The following is a 16,704-nucleotide window of genomic DNA, read 5'->3' as shown; positions in this document are numbered from 1 at the left end:
CCAACTCCGCCCGCAGACGGTTCACTTCATGTGCGTCCACACATCCAACATGCTCCTGATCAGCCTCAACGAACAGACCTAACGAAGCACTACTAGTACCTGTCGTTCGGATCAGGATCAGGCCCTAGACCTTCGTCCCCCGCGGCGCGAGCCGGTTGCCGACGGCCCCGAACAGGCCGTCGGCGACCAGCGCGAGGACCGCCACCCACAGCGCCGCCGCGATGACACCCGACAGGCCGTACGACACCTGGTTGAGGATGATGTCGCCGAGCCCGCCACCGCCGGCGACGGCGGCCAGGGTCGCGCTGGAGATCACGTACACGACGGCGATCCGGATCCCGGTGAACAACACCGGCAGGGCGAGGGGCAGTTCGACGCGCCACAGGATCTGCCACTGCGTCAGGCCCATGCCGCGTGCCGCCCGCACCAGGTCCGCGTCGATCTGCTCCACGCCGAGGTACGCGTGCGTGAGGACCGGCGGGATCGCCATGATGACTAGTGCTGTCATGACGTTCACGAATCCGATGCCGAGCAGCCCGAGGAAGATCGCGATGAGCGCGAGGGAGGGCAGCGCCCGGCCGATGTTGGAGATGCTCACGGTCAGGAACGAGCCCTTGCCGCGGTGTCCGAGCCACACACCGAGCGGCACCGCGATCACCAGCGCCACCGCGACACCGGCCGCCGAGAGCAGCAGATGGTCGACGGTCCGGCTGAGCAGCAGGCCGAAGTGCTCGGCCATGAACGAGAAACTCGCGAGGAAGGTGTGCATCAGACGGTCCTCCGCGTCCTGGCCCACGGTGTGAGTACCCGGCCGAGCAGCACGAGCAGTCCGTCGGCGGCGAGCGCGAGCGCCACGGCGAGCAGCCCCGCCCCGATGAACTGCGTGTTGAACGGCGACTGGAGGCCCTGGATGATCGGCGAACCGAGCCCCTGGTCGATGATGAACGCGGCGATCTCGACCACGCTGATCGTGGTCACGGTGGCCACCCGCAGACCGCTGATGACGGCGGGCAGCGCGAGCGGCAGCTCGATGCGCCACAGCACCTCGCGCCGGGTCAAACCCATGCCGACGCCGGCGCGGCGCACGTCCTCCGGTACCTCACCGAGCCCGGTGACCGTCGACTTGAACAGCACCATCAGCGTGTACCCGACCAGGGCGATCTCGGCGGTGAGCACGGACAGGCCCGTCACCGGGACGAGGAGCGTGAACAGCGCCATCGGCGGGATCGTGTAGAGGAACGAGGTGAGACCGCCCAGCGGACGGACCAGCCACCTGCGGAAGTGCGCGAGCAGCGCCAGCGGGAACGCGATCAGGAAACCGATCCCGACCGCGATCACCGTGAGTTGCACGTGCTGCACGAGGGCGGGGCCGAACACGCTGGAGAAGTTCGCGGTGAACCAGTCGGCGCAGAACACCCCGTTGTCGCGCACGCACGAACTGGCCGTGCCGAAGTCGGGGATGACGGGGTCGGAGCCGGCCGCCAGCGGCCCGGCTGTCAGGGACCCGGCCGCGAGGGCCGACAACCCGCTCACGCCGCCTCCCGTATGAGCGCGACGGTGACGGAGCCGACCGGCTTGCCGGCCTCGTCCGCGACCGCGAGCCGCTCGGCGCCACCGGCCATCAGCGCCGACAGGGCGGTGCGCAGGGTGTCGCTCGTACGCAGGGAACCCTCGGTGCCGTCGTCCGCCGCGTCCAGCTTCAGATCGCCGAGCGTACGCAGCGTCAGCGCCTTGAGGCCCCGGTCCGTGCCGACGAAGCGGGCCACGTAGTCGTCGGCGGGCTCGCGCAGGATCCGCTCCGGGGTGTCGTACTGGAGCAGCTTTCCGCCCTTGGCGAGGATCGCGATGCGGTCGCCCATGCGGACCGCCTCGTCGATGTCGTGGCTGACGAACAGCGTCGTCTTCTGCACCTGCTCCTGAAGACGCAGGAACTCGTCCTGCACATGCTCGCGCGTCACTGGGTCGAGCGCGCCGAACGGCTCGTCCATCAGCATGATGGGCGGGTCGGCCGCCAACGCCCTCGCGATGCCGACGCGTTGACGCTGGCCGCCGGAGAGCTGCGAGGGGTAGCGGTGGGCGTACTCCTTGTGCGGGAGGCCGACCAGTTCGAGCAGCTCGCGCGAGCGCTCCGCGATCCTCGGCTTCTTCCAGCCGAGCACCTGCGGCACCGTCGCGACGTTCTCCTCGATCGTCAAGTGCGGGAAGAGACCGGCCTGTTGGATGACATAGCCGATGCCGCGCCGCAGCTCGATGACGTCCTGCTCGCGGATGCTGCTGCCGCCGATCCGGATGTCACCGCTCGTCAGCTCGGTGAGCCGGTTGACGAGCGTCAGCGCGGTCGTCTTGCCGCACCCTGAGGCGCCGAGCAGGACACAGATCTCGCCCGCGGGGACCGTCAGGGACAGCGCGTCGACGGCCGCCTCTGCCGTGCCGTCGTACGTCTTGGTGGCCGCGTCGAAGACGATGTCTGCTGCGGCGCCTGCGGTCTGCATCGTGGAATGCTCCTCGGTCACGGTCATATCAGCTTGTTCGCTCTCAGGAACCGGTCGGCGACCTTCGCCGGGCTGAGCCGCATCATCGCGGCGGCCTCGTTCAGGGCCTGCATGGCTTCCTCCGTCAGCAACTCGTCGACGGCGTTCAGCGGTTCGGTGAGCCGCTCGCCGTACTTCTCGACGAGGGACGTGCGCACCACGGGGGAGACGTTCTGGAACCCGAAGATGGCCTGGTCGTCGTCGAGGATGGTGAAGTCGTAGCGACGCAGCTGCGGGTCGGTGGTGAACACGTCGGCCGCGTCCACGTCCCCGTTCTTCAGCGCCGGGTACTGCAGGCCGATGTTGAGCGGCCGGACCTTCATGTCGTGCAGCCCGTACGCCTTGACGATGGCGTCGAAGCCGAGCGGGCCCGTGATGTTGTCGGGGTACTCGGCGTACGAGATCTTCCCGAGCTTCTTCAGGTCACCCACGGTCTTGAGGCCGTGCTTGCGGGCGTCCGCGGTGCGCACGGCGACGGCGTTGCGGTTCTGGAACGGGGTCGGCGGCAGCAGCGAGATACCGCGCCCCGCCTCGAACTTCTTCGCCGCCTCGTACGTGCCGCGCGCCGTCGTCGGCATGTGCTTCGGCATCGCGAACGTCTGCAGGACGACGCCCGTGTACTCGGGGTACAGGTCGATCTGCCCGTTGCGCAGCGCGCGGTCGATGAGGTCGGCGCTGCCGACGTTGGACTTGAGGACGACGTCGAAGCCGCGCTCGCGCAGGATCTGGGCGTACAGCTCGCCCATCACCCACGACTCGGTGAACTGCTTCGAGCCGACCGTGATGACGGGCCCGGTGCCGGCGGCGGAGCCGGTGGCCGTGGCCACCCCGGCGGCCGCGACGACACCGAGCGAGCCGGTGAGGAACGTGCGTCTGCGCATGTTTCAGACTCCCTGCCGGGGTATCACGGCGTCCGTGGTGCGATGGAAGACGCGGGTGTCCCCTTCGTAGGCGGTGAGGGTGTTGACGACGGTGAACGAGGCGGCGTCGGAGGTCATCCGGCTGTGCGTGACGACCTTCCAGTGCCAGTCGTCGCGCCCGCCCTCCTCGGTGCGCTCGCACTCCACGACGGCGGAGGACGGGTCGCCCTCGGTGAGCGAGAAGCGGTCGACGGCGTCGCCGGACTTCCACAGTCCGTCGCTGAGGTCCTTGAAGTCGCCGTCGTTGACGCGGAGTTCGACGGTGGTGCGGCCGGTGACCGGGTCGTGCTCGACGCGCCGCGAGGAGCCGTCGCCGGACGTGGAAAGGTCGACGGGCAGGTCCGGCTGCGGCTCCCCGTAGGGGCGCAGCTCGGCGTCCGCGTCCCGCGGCGGGCGTACGGGCAGGTGGAGCGCGGCGGCGGGGGAGGGGTGCAGGGTGACCGTGGCCGGCTCGGGGGACGGCCAGGCCAGCGGCCAGTACGAGGACGAGACCGCGACGCGGATGCGGTGGCCGGGCGCGAAGGCGTGCGCGGTCGCGACCAGCGGCACGGTCACGTCGTAGGCCTGCCCGGGCTCCAGCGGCAGCGTCTCCTCGTGGCCCTCGCGGTGCGTCAGGTTGAGCAGGCCGCGCGTGACGAGCCGCGAACTGCCGTCCGGGGCAACGTCGTTGAGGCGCACCGCGAGCTGCGCGGCGGGCCGGTCGGAGCTCACCCGCAGCGTCACCGACGGGGCGCCGAGGATCTCCGCGCGCTCGTCCAGCGGCGTCGTGGTGAAGCAGTGCGCGAGCCCGTCGTCGCCGCCCTGCGGGCCGAACTGCCCGGCCGCGTCACCGAATTGGAGCCAGCTGCCGCCCGCCGTGCCGAGCACACGTGTGCTGTCGAGGAGTGCGTCGCGAAAGCGCAGCGGATCGTGGCCGACGGCTTCGCCCGCCGACTCACCGGCCAGCGCGAACGCCTGCTGTTCGATGCGCTCGGAGGGCCAGTTCTGTTCCGCCACCCACCGGCCGGGGCGCTCGTCGCGGTCGCCGCCGGGCCCCGCCCACTCGGGCAGCCACGCGCGCAGCGCCGGATCCTGAAGGGCCCCGGTGTCCTCGCCGCGCAGGAACTGGTCGAACCAGCGGACCACTTCGCCGTGGAAGTCGATCGCGGGCCCGGGGGCCGCCTGGTGCGGATAGGTGTGCGCCCACGGTCCGACGAGCGCGCGCACCGGAGCATTGCTGATGCCCTCAAGGAGTCGCAGCACGGCGCCGCAGTACGGGTCGTACCAGCCGCCCACCGCGAGCACCGGAGCCTCGATCGCCGAGAAGTCCTCGCACACCGAGCCGTGCTTCCAGAAGGCGTCGCGCGTCTGGTGCCGCAGCCACTCCTCGACGTAGACGGGGGTGTCGGCCATCCGCTGGAGCCACCGCTCGCGCCAGTCGTCGCCGACCACGGCCGGGTCGGCGGGCCGCGCGTTGTAGGCGAGCATCGTCGACGCCCACGGCAGCATCTCCGAGGCGATCAGCGAACCGCCCGTGTAGTGCACGTCGTCGGCGTACCGGTCGTCCGTCGAGCAGACCGTCACGATCGCCTTCAGGGCGGGCGGCCGCAGCGCCGCGATCTGCAGGCCGTTGAAGCCGCCCCACGACTTGCCGATCATGCCGACGGTGCCGTCGCACCACTCCTGCTCGGCGAGCCACGCGATGACCTCGACGCCGTCGTCCAGCTCCGCCTGCGCGTACTCGTCGAGCATCAGCCCGTCCGAGTCGCCGCTGCCGCGCAGGTCGACGCGGACGGCGGCATAGCCGGACGCGGCGAAGCGGGCGTGCAGGCTGTTGTCGCGGTCGGCCGTCCCGTCGTTCTTGCGGTACGGGATGTACTCGAGGATCGCGGGCGCCGGGCGGGCGGCGCCCTCCGGGAGCCAGACACGGGCGGCGAGCCGGGTCCCGTCGGCGAGCGGAATCCACAGATGACGCACGAGTTCTGAAGGTGCTTCGGGCAAGGTGAGGTACTCCTGTCGCGCTCCAGCTACTCACTGTCCATTCAGTAGTAGCGGATCGGCTCCCTACCCCGCGCCCACACCTCGAAACCATGTGTCCCAGAAGGTGGACGGAGTGAGAGAGTGGGACACATGGACACCTCGGACTCCACGGACACTTCCGTACAGGACGGCGCGGGCACTTCCGCACAGGACGGCACAGGCACCCCGCCGTACCGGCTGCACCCCGGCGACCCGGCCTCCCCGGTGCTCCTGCACGTCCCGCACGCCTCCCGCGAGATCCCGGCGCGCGTACGCGAAGGCCTGCTGCTCCAAGGGGAGGCGCTCGCCCGCGAACTGGACCTCATCACGGACGCGCACACCGATGTCGTCGCGGAACGCGCCGCACGGGCTGCGACCGTCACGCCCTGGAGGTTCGTCAACGAACGTTCGCGCCTGGTCGTCGACCCGGAGCGGTTCCCCGACGAACGCGAGGAGATGCGGGCCGCCGGCATGGGCGCGGTCTACACCCGCACCACACACCGCGAACCCCTGCGCCCCGAACCCCCGGCGGATGAGGACGCCCTGCTCGACACGTACTTCCACCCCTACGCGCAGGCCATGACGCGGGCCGTGGCCGACCGCCTGGCCGCGACCGGCCGGGCCGTCGTCATCGACGTCCACTCCTACCCGAGCCACGCCCTGCCCTACGAACTCCACGGCAGCGACCCGCGCCCACCGGTCTGCCTGGGCACCGACCCGTTCCACACCCCGGACACCCTCGTCGCCCACGCACGTGAGGCCTTCGCCGCGTACGGGGAGACGGCGGAGAACACACCCTTCGCGGGCACGTACGTCCCGCTGACCCACTACGGCAAGGACCCCCGCGTCACGGCCCTGATGCTGGAGCTGCGCCGCGACCACTACCTCGACGAACCGGTCACCCCGCACGACGGCCTGGCGCGGGCCGCCGACGCGCTCGCGCGGCTGGTCGACGCCGTGACCGGCGGCCGGCTCAGCCCAGCGTGACCAGTGACTCCGGCGTGAGATCCGCCAGCGTCGGATAGCCGTCCACCGCCATGATGAGGTCGGCCTCGGCGAGCAGGGACCGCAGGACGTGCACGAGCCCGTCGTCACCGCCGACCGCGAGCCCGTACGCGTACGGGCGCCCGACGCCCACCGCCGTGGCACCCAGCGCGAGCGCCTTGACGATGTCGGCGCCCGAGCGGACCCCGGAGTCGAAGAGCACCGGCATGCCGTCCGCCGCCTCCATGACTCCCGGCAGCGCGGCGAGCGCGGGCAGGCCGCCGTTGGCCTGGCGGCCGCCGTGGTTGGAGCAGTAGATGCCGTCCACGCCACCGTCCTTGGCGCGCCGCACGTCCTCCGGGTGGCAGATGCCCTTGAGGATCAGCGGCAGATCGGTGAGCGAGCGAAGCCACGGCAGGTCGTCCCACGTGAGCGGGTTGCCGAAGAGGCCGACCCAGGAGCGGACGAGGTCCGTGGGGTCGGTGCTCGCCGCGAGCTCCTGGAAGCGCGGGTCGGACATGTAGTTGGCGAGGCAGTGGCCGCGCAGCTGCGGGAAGTTCGATGTCGACAGGTCGCGCGGGCGCCAGCCGGTGACCCATGTGTCGAGTGTGACCACGATGCCCTTGTAGCCGGCCGCCTCCGCCCGCTTGACCAGGGACTCGGCGAGCGCCCTGTCGGTGGGTGTGTACAGCTGGAAGAAGCCGGGTGTGTCGCCGAACTCCGCTGCCACGTCCTCCATCGGGTCGACCGTCAGCGTCGACGCCACCATGGGCACACCGGTGCGCGCCGCGGCCCGCGCCGTCGCCAGGTCCCCGTGCCCGTCCTGCGCGCACAGCCCGATCACCCCGACCGGAGCCATGAACAGCGGCGAGGCCAGCCGCATCCCGAACAGGTCCACGGACATGTCCCGCTGCGTGGCGCCCACCATCATCCGGGGCACAAGGCCGTACCGCTCGAAGGCCCGCACGTTGGCGCGCTGCGTGTGCTCGTCGCCCGCGCCCCCGGCGACGTAGGACCACACGGAGGGGGAGAGTGCCGCCTGCGCCCGCTGTTCGAGGGTGGCGTAGTCCATCGGCTGCGTGGGCGTGACGCCGCGCAGCCCGTCGAGGTAGATCTCGAATTGGTAGTCGCCGAACTGCGGGCTCATCACGCACCTCTTCACCAGGGGGCAGGGGCACACCAATCTGCCAGCTCACGTGCGCAGGGCAAAGGGGTGGTCAGGTGTGCTGCCGTACGAAGTCCAGGGACGCGGCGAAGATCCGTATCACCTCGTCCTCGGTCGCGCCGTGCCAGCAGTGGTCGGCGCCCGGTATCGTCCGCAGCTCGACCGGCACCCAGGCCGCCCGCAGTGCCTCCGCCAGGTCCCGTCCGTGCGAGCCCGGCACCATCGAGTCGGCCTCGCCGTGCACGACGAGGAAGGGCGGGGCGCCCGCGTGCACCCGCTTCAACGGGCTTGCCGCCGCCGCGAGTTCCGGCACCGAGGCCGGCGCGCCGCCCAGCAGCAGGGCCTCGGGTGTGGTGGGGTCCGCCGGGTCGAACGGCGGTCTGGGCGAGGTCAGGTCCGCCGGGCCGTACCAGACCACCGCGCCCGCGAGCCGCGGCTCGTCGTGCGTGAGCGCGAGGAGCGAGGCCAGATGGCCGCCCGCCGACTCGCCCCACACGACGGTGCGTTCGGGGTCGACCCCCAGCTCGTCGGCGCGCAGGCCCAGCCACCGCAGCGCCGACCGCAGGTCCTCCAGCGGCGCGGGGAATATCGCCTCGCCGCTGAGCCGGTAGTCCACGCAGGCCACCGCGAACCCCGCCGCCGCGAGCCGCTCGAACGGGCCGGGCGCCCACCCCCGCGTCCGCACACCCATGTCGTCACGCCGGCCGCGCCGCCATGCCCCGCCGTGCACGAACAGCACCAGCGGTGCGGGATCCGCCGACGCGGGCAACCACAGGTCGAGTTCCAGCGGGCGGGCATCCGCCACCTCCGCGTACGGGACACCACGCAGCGCCCGCGCCCCGTCCGCGTACGGCGTCGCCCGGGGCAGTGGCGCGACGTCCGGGTGCGGCGCGGCGATCAACTGCCGCAGCTCGCCCGGCGTCACGAGGTCCGCCACTGGTGGTCGGGCAGGAACCGCACGTCGTACTGCTGCGGCACCGTGCCGAACTTGCCCGGCTCGGGGATGAACGGCCGGTCCGGCAGACCCATGCCCTCCACCGGTGTGCCCAGCGTCTCGAAGAACCGCTCGAACGTGCCGCCGGGGCCCGCGGCGACGCCGACGACCTGCGAGTGGTGGCGCTCCATCCGGTAGGCGTGCGCGCAGTTCTTCGGCACGAAACCGAAGTCGCCCGGAGTGAGCAGCCGCTCCAGCTGCTCGCCCTCGGGGTCTTCGGCGAAGAGCCGGACCGCGCCCTGCGTCACGTAGAACACCTCGTGGGTGTCCGCGTGCACGTGCGCAGGGATGATGTCGCCCTTGGGGCCCTCGACGGTGAAGAAGTTGAAGGTGTTGTCGGTCTGCTCGCCGCCCGCGTAGACGGTGACGAGGTCGCCGAAGAGGTGCGCCCGGTCGCCCTCGCCCTTCTCGATCACGTACGGCTTCGACGGGTCGGCCGGTATGCGGGAGGCGCTGCGGTAGCGCGTCGCGAATTCCATGGTCATGGTGTCGTCCTCACTGATGTCAGGGTGCCTGACGTTTCATGTCAGGTAGCCTGACACGGTGGGCGGTCGGGAGGCAAGAGGCCGTGACGAGACCCACCCGGAAGGACGGACGCAGTGACGAGCGAGCCCCGACGTGATCTGCCGCAACTGCTCGGCGACGCCCGCCGCTGGTTCGAGGACGGGCTGCTCGCGGAGCTCGAGTCGCAGGGCGTGGCGCCGATAACGCCCACTCAGGTGCAGCTCTTCGCGATGCTCGACACGGACGGCACCACCGTCTCCGAACTGGCCCGCCGCATGGGCGTGACCCGGCAGACCGTCCACCAGGCCGTCCGGACGCTGATCGAGGACGGGCTCTTGCAGCAGGTACCCGACCCGGCGTCGGCCCGGCAGCGCCTGGTGCGCCGCACCGCGCACGGGCGCCGCGCCCACGAGCGGGCGCGGCGCGCGCTGGACGGTCTGGAGGCGCGGCTCGCGGAGCGGATCGGCGAGGACGCGCTCGGCGCGCTGCGTGCGGCCCTTGAGGCGCCGTGGGGCGGGCCGGCCGATGGGCGGCCCGCCGCAGCCGTCAGCCGTCGACCGCGTCCGTGACCGCGCCCAGGTCGACGAACTTGAAGTTGGTGGACGGGCGGTCCGGGTCGCCCGGCGCGTCATGGCCGTCCTGCACGACCAGGAGGCCGTTCGGGTAGCGCCGGCCCAGCGGCTCGTTCAGCGCGGCGGCGCCGTCGCACTCCTCGGAGCCGTCGAGCCCGGCCGAGGCCGCTGTGACGCGGAAGCCGCCCTCGTACGCGTTGGCGTCGGACACCTCGCGGTCGTAGCCGGCGAAGGTGTCGTCGCCCTGGCTGGAGGCGAGCAGCAGTCCGTCGCCGTCGTCCTCCGTGACCAGGGTCAGGCCCTCGACGTCCGCGGTGAGGTGCTTGCCGCCGAAGCCCGGGTCGGCGCCCGCGACACACTCCTCGCTCGCCTCGTCGTAGGTGCCGGGGACCCCGTACTCCTTGACCTTGTCGATCAGCTTCGGAGTGCCGCCGAGGTCGGCGCGCAGCCGCCAGATGCCGACGTCCTCCTGGCCCGCGTAGAGCGTGCCGGTCGCCGGATCCACCACCATGCCCTCGACCTGCGGCAATTCGCCGGGCTCGCCGCACGGTGACCAGGAACTGCCGTTCGGGAGACGGAAGGCGGACGGCAGGTCGAGGGTGCGGGCCTTGGTGTAGCCGACCGTGCCGTCGGCGTTCGCCTTGAGCTCCAGGAGCGCGAGACGAGTGCGCTCGCGCTGGCTGACCACGGCGTACGAGCGGCCGCTCGCCGGGTCCGTCCAGGTGGCCAGGCCGTACGCCGTGCGCTGTTCGTTGATCTCGTCCTGCGAGGCGGAGAAGACCGGCGCCGCCTTCGGGTCGGTGACATCGGTGAGCGGGCCGCCGGAGCGGTCGCGGTCGATGCGGTACAGGCGCAGCCGGTCGTTGCCCCGGTCCGAGGTGACGGCCAGGTCGCCGAGGCCCGCGCTGTGGACCAGGTCGACGTTGTTGAAGCGGCCGGGCGCGTCGTCGGCGCCGGGGCCCGCGGGCGCCGGGAGCGACTGCACCTCGCGTGCGTCGAGGTCGTACACGCGCAGGCCGCCCTGCTTGGCGGTGGCGACGACGAGGCTGCGGTCGGGGTCGGCGGCGTCGCGCCAGATCGCCGGGTCGTCGGCATCCGCGTCGCCGCCCGCGGCATCGTCGTGCAGGGCGGCGGTCTCGGCGCGCGGCGGGACGGCGGGCAGCGCCCGGGTGGCGGCCTGCGCCGGGCCCGTCGCGGTCACGGCGAGCGCGGCGACGGAGACGGCGAGGGCGAGGGCGGGGGCCGACAGGGACGTCCGTGGATGGGTCACGTGAAACCTCCATCATGTCGCGTACATGGCATTCACATCCTGTGATCTTGGCGTGAGGGGCAAGGGGGCGGCGCCCGAAGCGAACGCGTACGGCGGGTGAACGAGCGGCGCGGGAGCGCTTGCCTGTGAGTTGCTGACGAAATCGTTGACAATTTCGTTCGCCTAGATTTAGCGTCGACACGCACTCACTCAGGGAGGGCACATGCCGGAGGAAGCCCGTCCGGGCTCCGGGGAGCAGGCCAAGCAGTACGCGCTCGATCAACTGCGGAAGGCGATTCTGCGCGGCGAGATGTCACCGGCCCAGCGGCTGGTGGAGAACGAACTCGCCGAGCAGTACGACGTGACGCGGGCGAGCATCCGCGCGGCGCTGCTCGAACTGGCCTCGGAGGGCCTGGTCGAGCGGATCCGCAACCGCGGCTCGCGCGTGCGGGTCGTGACGGTCGAGGAGGCCGTGGAGATCACCGAGTGCCGCATGGCACTCGAAGGGCTGTGCGCGGCCAAGGCGGCTCAGGAGGCCACCGATGCGCAGCTCGACGAGCTCTCCGGGCTCGGGGACGCCATGTCCAAGGCGGTCGCAGACGGTGACCCGCTCACCTACTCCGACCTCAACCACGAGCTGCACGCCCGCATCCGGGACATCTCCGGCCAGCACACGGCCGTAGGGCTCCTGGAACGGCTCAACGCCCAACTGGTGCGTCACCGCTTCCAGTTGGCGCTGCGACCGGGGCGTTCGCAGCAGTCCCTGGGTGAACACCTGGCCATGATCGAGGCGATCAGGGCGAGGGACCCGCAGGCGGCCGAGGCGGCCGTCCGCGCCCACCTCCGCAGTGTGATCGACGTGTTGAGCGCTGACTGACGCTGCATCGGAGGCGGGTGCACACCTGTCACCAAGGAGATGCAGCATGACCAACGGCCACGCGCCCGCCACCGCGACACCACGTTCGACCCTGGTGGTCACCGCGCACGCCGGGGACTTCGTGTGGCGGGCCGGCGGCGCCATCGCGCTCGCCGCCGCCCGCGGCGAGAAGGTGACCATCGCGTGCCTGACCTTCGGGGAGCGCGGCGAGTCCGCCAAGGCCTGGCGGGAGGGCAGGAAGCTCGACGAGATCAAGGCGCTGCGCCGCGACGAGGCCGAGCGTGCCGCCGCCGTCCTCGGCGCCGAGGTCCGCTTCTTCGACGCGGGTGACTATCCCCTCGTCGAGACCGCCGAGCTGACCGACCGGCTCGTCACCGTGTACCGCGACACCCAGCCCGACGTCGTGCTCACCCACCCCGTCGAGGACCCGTACAACGGCGACCACCCCGCCGCCAACCGCATGGCACTCCAGGCCCGAATCCTCGCCCAGGCCATCGGCTACCCCGGCGAGGGCGAGATCATCGGCGCCCCGCCCGTCTTCTGCTTCGAGCCGCACCAGCCCGAGATGAGCGGCTTCAAGCCCGAGGTCCTCCTCGACGTCACCGAGGTCTGGGACACCAAGCGCAAGGCCATGGAGTGCCTTGGCGCGCAAGCGCACCTTTGGGACTACTACACCGACCTCGCCGTACGCCGGGGTGTGCAGCTCAAGCGCAACGCCGGGCCCAACCTCGGGCTCGCCCACAAGACCATGGCCGAGGCGTACATGCGCCCGTACCCGCAGATCGCGAAGGAGCTCGCCTGATGCCCGGCGTCATCGTCACCGACCCGCCCAAGGCCGAGCCGAAGGACGTTGAGGCGCTCGCCGGGTACGGCGTCGCCACGATCCACGAGGCGATGGGCCGCACCGGCCTCCTCGGCCACCACCTGCGTCCCAACCAGCAGGACACCCGCATTGCCGGCACCGCGGTCACCGTGCTGTCCTGGCCCGGCGACAACCTCATGATCCACGCGGCGATCGAGCAGTGCGGCGAAGGTGACATCCTCGTCATCACCACCACATCCCCGTCCACGGACGGCATGTTCGGCGAACTCTTCGCGACCGCGCTCCAGAAGCGGGGTGTGCGCGGCATCGTCAGCAACGCGGGCATCCGTGACACCGCCGAGCTGCGCGAGATGGGCTTCCACGCCTGGTCGGCGGCCGTGTCGGCGCAGGGCACGGTGAAGGCGACCGGCGGAAGTGTCAACGTTCCGGTCGTCATCGGGAGCGAGACGATCCGGCCCGGTGATGTCATCGTGGCCGACGACGACGGTGTCGTGGTCGTGCCCCGCGAGCGCACCGCCGAAGCGACCGAGAAGTCGAAGGCCCGCGAGGAGAAGGAGGCCGCCACCCGCGCCGCCTTCCTCGAAGGCCAACTGGGCCTGGACCGTTACGGGTTGCGCGACACGCTCAAGCGGCTCGGCGTCGAGTACCGCACGTACGAGGAGCACACCTCGTGACCGGGCCCGAGGGTCTGCGCTGCATGCTGATGCGCGGCGGCACCTCCAAGGGCGCCTACTTCCTCGCCGACGACCTGCCCGCCGAACCGGCGGCCCGCGACGACCTGCTGCTGCGCGTGATGGGCAGCCCCGACCCCCGTCAGATCGACGGCATCGGCGGCGCCCACCCTCTCACCAGCAAGGTCGCCGTGGTGTCACCGTCCGCCGAACCCGACGCCGACGTCGACTACCTGTTCCTCCAAGTCTCCGTCGACGAACCGCTCGTGTCCGACCGTCAGAACTGCGGCAACATCCTCGCCGGTATCGGCCCGTTCGCGGTCGAGCGGGGCATGGTGCCCGCGGAGGACGGTGAGACCTCGGTCCGCATCCGCATGGTGAACTCAGGCGACCGGGCCACGGTCACGTTCCCCACGCCGGAGGGCCGGGCATCCGGCGCCCCAGTAGCTGTGGTCGTCGAATTCCCGCCGGGCGAGGGCGCGTTGCTGCCCACCGGCCACTCCCGCGACACCTTCGCCGGCACCGAGGTGACCTGCGTCGACAACGGCATGCCGACCGTACTGATCCCCGCCGAGTCCCTGAAGGTCACCGGGTACGAGGACCCGGAGGAGCTGGAGGCGAACGCCGAGCTGGCGGCACACCTGCATGACATCCGGCTTGCGGCAGGGGAGTCGATGGGCCTCGGCGACGTCACCGACACCACCGTGCCCAAGCTCACCCTGCTCGCCCCGCCTCGCGACGGCGGCGCCGTCACCACCCGTACGTTCATCCCCGCGCGCTGCCACACGGCGATCGGTGTCCTCGGCGCGGCGAGCGTCGCGGCGGGCCTGCGGATCGACGGAAGCGTGGCCGACGACATCGCCCAACTCCCCACCCATGGCGACCGGTTGCGCATCGAGCACCCCACCGGCTTCACCGACATCGAAAGCAGCCTCACCCACGGCCCGGACGGACAGCCGGTCGCCGAGCGCACCGCCGTCGTCCGCACGGCCCGCACACTCTTCGACGGCAGGGTCTTCCCGCGCCCCGCACCCACCTCAGGAGGTCCCCGATGACCCCGCACCTCGGCGACATCGCGCACATCGGCCACGCCCAGCTGTTCACCCCGGACCTGGACGCGAGCGTCGGCTTCTTCACGGACTTCATGGGCCTGACCGTCTGCGGCCAGGACGGTGACACCGTCTACTTGCGCACCTTCGACGACTACGAGCACCACAGCCTCGTCCTCACCGCCCGTGAGCAGCCCGGCCTCGGCCGCATCGCGATGCGCACCTCCAGCGAGGAGGCCCTCCAGCGCCGCGTCAAGGCCGTCGAGGACGCCGGCGGCACCGGCCACTGGACCGAGGACGAGCCCGGCATCGGCAAGCTCTACGTCACCACCGACCCGGACGGCCACGAACACGCCCTGTACTGGGAGAGCGAGCACTACCGGGCCCCCGAGGAACTGCGGCCCGCGCTCAAGAACCAGCCGCAGGCCAAGCCCAACCGGGGCGTGGGCGTGCGCCGCCTCGACCACATCAACTTCCTGGCCTCCGACGTCCTCGCCAACGCCGAGTTCCAGCAACAGATCCTGGGCGCCCGCCCCACCGAGCAGATCAGCCTCGACACCGGCCGGATCGCGGCGCGCTGGCTGACCTTCACCAACAAGTCGTACGACGTCGTCTACACCGAGGACTGGACCGGCGCCAACGGCCGCCTGCACCACATCGCCTTCGCGACCGACAACCGCGAGGACATCCTGCGCGCCGCCGACCTCGCCATCGACAGCGGCGTGTTCATCGAGACGGGCCCGCACAAGCACGCCATCCAGCAGACGTTCTTCCTCTACGTCTACGAGCCCGGCGGCAACCGCATCGAACTGTGCAACCCGCTCACCCGCCTCGTCCTCGCGCCCGACTGGCCGCTCATCACCTGGACCGAGGAAGAGCGCAAGAAGGGCCAGGCCTGGGGCCTGAAGACCATCGAGTCCTTCCACACCCACGGCACCCCGCCGATCGAGCCCTGACCCCAGGGGCCTCCACCACCCTCACCTCCGGCCCGCCGGACCGCCCGCATGAGAGGAACAAAGATGTCCTCGCGTTACCGCTCCCTCCTGCCCGAAAACGCCGCCGCTCCGTCCCTCAGGAGCCGCGCCGTCGTCATCGCCCTGTGCTGGGCCCTGGTGTTCATCGACGGCATCGACACCTTCATCTACGGCTCCGCGCTGCCGCACATGCTCGGTTCGAAGGCGCTCGGCCTGACCGACGCCACCGCAGGTGACATCGGCAGCTATACGACCTTCGGCATGCTGATCGGCACGATCCTGTCCGGCACGGTCAGCAACTGGGTGGGCCGCCGCAAGACGGTCTTCACGTCCGTGGTCGTCTTCACGGTCGCCACCGTCGGCTGCGGACTCGCGCAGAGTGCCGGGGTGTTCGGCTTCTTCCGCCTGGTGTGCGGCTTCGGCCTCGGGGCGCTGCTGCCGATCGCCATCTCGTACGGCATGGAGTTCACCACCGGCGCCCGCAAGGCGCTGGCGACCGGTGTCATCATGACCGCACACCAGACCGGCGGCGCCGTCGCCCCGCTGCTCGCGCTGTGGCTGATCGACGACTTCGGCTGGCGCTCGGCGTTCCTGGTCGGGGCGATACCCGCGCTGATCTTCCTGCCGCTGGCAATGAAGCTGTTGCCGGAGTCGCCGACGAACCTGCTCACACGCGGCCGTGCGGAGCGCGCGCGGAGCCTGGCCGGCGAGTACGGCCTCGTACTGCCGGAGCCCAAGGGGCACGCCGCCGACCGGCTGGAGAGCATCAAGGCCCTGTTCCGCGGCCGCCAGTGGCTGACGACGCTGTGCTTCTGGCTGACGTCGCTCGCCGGTCTGCTCCTCGTCTACGGGGTCGGCCAGTGGCTGCCGAAGATCATGGGCGACCTCGGGTACGAGACCGGTGACTCGCTGCTCTTCTCGACGTTCCTCAACGTCGGCGGCATCGTCGGCATGCTCGTCGCGGGCCGCCTCGCCGACCTCGTCGGCCCGCGCCGCATCGTCATCATCTGGTTCGCGCTGACCGCCGTCTTCGTCTACCTGATGGGTGTGCACATGTCGGTGGGGCTGCTCTACTGCGTGGTCTTCCTCGCCGGTCTGCTCCTGTTCAGCGGGCAGACGATGGTGTACGCGACGGTGGGCTCCCACCACGTCGAGGAGGACCGGCCGACCGCTCTCAGCTGGGTCTCCGGGATGGGCCGCTTCGGCGCCGTCTTCGGACCGTGGATGGGCGGCCAGCTCCTCGCGGCGGGCCACGCGGACCTGGGCTTCTCGATGTTCGCGGTGGCGGCGGTGTTCGGCGCGGTGATGATGGCGCTGGCCGCGCTCACCATCAGGGCCGGGCTGCACCGGGGGAGCGGGAACCGGAAGGGGGCGCCGCTGCCGGCCGGTTGAT

The 16,704-nt window shown here is 71.1% G+C and carries 17 protein-coding genes; 8 read left to right on the top strand and 9 right to left on the bottom strand.

Annotation, left to right across the window (positions count from 1 at the left end):
• Positions 1 to 124: 124 nt before the first annotated feature.
• The 5 genes from ACFV9W_RS04430 to ACFV9W_RS04410 are packed head-to-tail and all read right to left on the bottom strand — an operon-like array spanning position 125 to position 5,431.
• A complete protein-coding gene (locus ACFV9W_RS04430; protein ID WP_385755499.1) occupies positions 125 to 769 on the bottom strand; it encodes an ABC transporter permease in 645 nt (214 codons plus the stop codon).
• Positions 769 to 1,533 (bottom strand): ABC transporter permease, encoded by a 765-nt coding sequence (locus tag ACFV9W_RS04425; protein WP_385755497.1) that lies wholly within the window; start codon positions 1,531 to 1,533, stop codon positions 769 to 771. The genes ACFV9W_RS04430 and ACFV9W_RS04425 overlap by 1 nt, the downstream gene beginning before the upstream one ends.
• The gene (locus ACFV9W_RS04420; RefSeq protein ID WP_385755495.1) at positions 1,530 to 2,492 is read right to left on the bottom strand and encodes an ABC transporter ATP-binding protein; all 963 of its coding nucleotides are present in this window, start codon (positions 2,490 to 2,492) and stop codon (positions 1,530 to 1,532) included. Before ACFV9W_RS04420 ends, ACFV9W_RS04425 begins: the two co-directional genes overlap by 4 nt.
• Before the next feature lie 23 nt (positions 2,493 to 2,515).
• Positions 2,516 to 3,412, bottom strand: a complete 897-nt coding sequence (locus ACFV9W_RS04415) for a glycine betaine ABC transporter substrate-binding protein (RefSeq protein ID WP_385755493.1) — start codon at positions 3,410 to 3,412, stop codon at positions 2,516 to 2,518.
• Positions 3,413 to 3,415: 3 nt separating this feature from the next.
• Positions 3,416 to 5,431: a CocE/NonD family hydrolase gene (locus ACFV9W_RS04410; RefSeq protein WP_385755491.1), complete on the bottom strand. Its 2,016-nt coding sequence runs from the start codon at positions 5,429 to 5,431 to the stop codon at positions 3,416 to 3,418.
• Between the two features lie 129 nt (positions 5,432 to 5,560).
• Here ACFV9W_RS04410 and ACFV9W_RS04405 point away from each other — a divergent pair, with 129 nt between their 5' ends.
• Positions 5,561 to 6,436 carry an N-formylglutamate amidohydrolase gene (locus tag ACFV9W_RS04405; RefSeq protein ID WP_385755489.1) on the top strand — a complete coding sequence of 292 codons (876 nt, stop codon included), beginning with the start codon at positions 5,561 to 5,563 and terminating at the stop codon, positions 6,434 to 6,436.
• On the opposite strand, the gene ACFV9W_RS04400 is transcribed toward ACFV9W_RS04405, so the two are convergent.
• The 3 genes from ACFV9W_RS04400 to ACFV9W_RS04390 all read right to left on the bottom strand — a co-directional run bounded on the left by ACFV9W_RS04400 (position 6,423) and on the right by ACFV9W_RS04390 (position 9,077).
• Positions 6,423 to 7,580 carry an alpha-hydroxy-acid oxidizing protein gene (locus tag ACFV9W_RS04400; protein WP_385755487.1) on the bottom strand — a complete coding sequence of 386 codons (1,158 nt, stop codon included), beginning with the start codon at positions 7,578 to 7,580 and terminating at the stop codon, positions 6,423 to 6,425. The genes ACFV9W_RS04405 and ACFV9W_RS04400 overlap by 14 nt on opposite strands.
• Positions 7,581 to 7,650: 70 nt before the next feature.
• Positions 7,651 to 8,535 carry an alpha/beta hydrolase fold domain-containing protein gene (locus ACFV9W_RS04395; RefSeq protein ID WP_385755485.1) on the bottom strand — a complete coding sequence of 295 codons (885 nt, stop codon included), beginning with the start codon at positions 8,533 to 8,535 and terminating at the stop codon, positions 7,651 to 7,653.
• Positions 8,520 to 9,077 (bottom strand): quercetin 2,3-dioxygenase, encoded by a 558-nt coding sequence (locus ACFV9W_RS04390; RefSeq protein ID WP_385755483.1) that lies wholly within the window; start codon positions 9,075 to 9,077, stop codon positions 8,520 to 8,522. Before ACFV9W_RS04390 ends, ACFV9W_RS04395 begins: the two co-directional genes overlap by 16 nt.
• Positions 9,078 to 9,191: 114 nt before the next feature.
• Here ACFV9W_RS04390 and ACFV9W_RS04385 point away from each other — a divergent pair, with 114 nt between their 5' ends.
• Positions 9,192 to 9,665: a MarR family winged helix-turn-helix transcriptional regulator gene (locus ACFV9W_RS04385; RefSeq protein WP_385755481.1), complete on the top strand. Its 474-nt coding sequence runs from the start codon at positions 9,192 to 9,194 to the stop codon at positions 9,663 to 9,665.
• On the opposite strand, the gene ACFV9W_RS04380 is transcribed toward ACFV9W_RS04385, so the two are convergent.
• Entirely contained in the window at positions 9,643 to 10,938 is a 1,296-nt protein-coding gene (locus tag ACFV9W_RS04380; RefSeq protein ID WP_385755479.1) for a phytase, read from the bottom strand. The genes ACFV9W_RS04385 and ACFV9W_RS04380 overlap by 23 nt on opposite strands.
• A gap of 202 nt (positions 10,939 to 11,140) precedes the next feature.
• On the opposite strand from ACFV9W_RS04380, the gene ACFV9W_RS04375 reads away from it, so the two are divergent.
• The 6 genes from ACFV9W_RS04375 (at position 11,141) to ACFV9W_RS04350 (ending at position 16,703) form a co-directional block, all read left to right on the top strand.
• Positions 11,141 to 11,794: a GntR family transcriptional regulator gene (locus ACFV9W_RS04375; RefSeq protein WP_385755477.1), complete on the top strand. Its 654-nt coding sequence runs from the start codon at positions 11,141 to 11,143 to the stop codon at positions 11,792 to 11,794.
• Between the two features lie 46 nt (positions 11,795 to 11,840).
• Positions 11,841 to 12,596: a PIG-L deacetylase family protein gene (locus ACFV9W_RS04370; protein ID WP_385755475.1), complete on the top strand. Its 756-nt coding sequence runs from the start codon at positions 11,841 to 11,843 to the stop codon at positions 12,594 to 12,596.
• Entirely contained in the window at positions 12,596 to 13,291 is a 696-nt protein-coding gene (locus ACFV9W_RS04365; protein ID WP_385755473.1) for a 4-carboxy-4-hydroxy-2-oxoadipate aldolase/oxaloacetate decarboxylase, read from the top strand. The genes ACFV9W_RS04370 and ACFV9W_RS04365 overlap by 1 nt, the downstream gene beginning before the upstream one ends.
• Entirely contained in the window at positions 13,288 to 14,343 is a 1,056-nt protein-coding gene (locus ACFV9W_RS04360; RefSeq protein ID WP_385755471.1) for a 4-oxalomesaconate tautomerase, read from the top strand. The genes ACFV9W_RS04365 and ACFV9W_RS04360 overlap by 4 nt, the downstream gene beginning before the upstream one ends.
• The gene (locus tag ACFV9W_RS04355) at positions 14,340 to 15,293 is read left to right on the top strand and encodes a catechol 2,3-dioxygenase (RefSeq protein WP_385755469.1); all 954 of its coding nucleotides are present in this window, start codon (positions 14,340 to 14,342) and stop codon (positions 15,291 to 15,293) included. The genes ACFV9W_RS04360 and ACFV9W_RS04355 overlap by 4 nt, the downstream gene beginning before the upstream one ends.
• 63 nt (positions 15,294 to 15,356) lie before the next feature.
• Positions 15,357 to 16,703 (top strand): MFS transporter, encoded by a 1,347-nt coding sequence (locus tag ACFV9W_RS04350; protein ID WP_385755467.1) that lies wholly within the window; start codon positions 15,357 to 15,359, stop codon positions 16,701 to 16,703.
• The last annotated feature ends 1 nt before the right edge of the window (position 16,704 follow it).

This window comes from Streptomyces sp. NPDC059897 (genome assembly GCF_042730865.1).
Lineage (GTDB): Bacteria > Actinomycetota > Actinomycetes > Streptomycetales > Streptomycetaceae > Streptomyces.
Note: the sequence above shows the minus strand (reverse complement) of the source record. Positions and strands in the feature narration are given on the sequence as shown.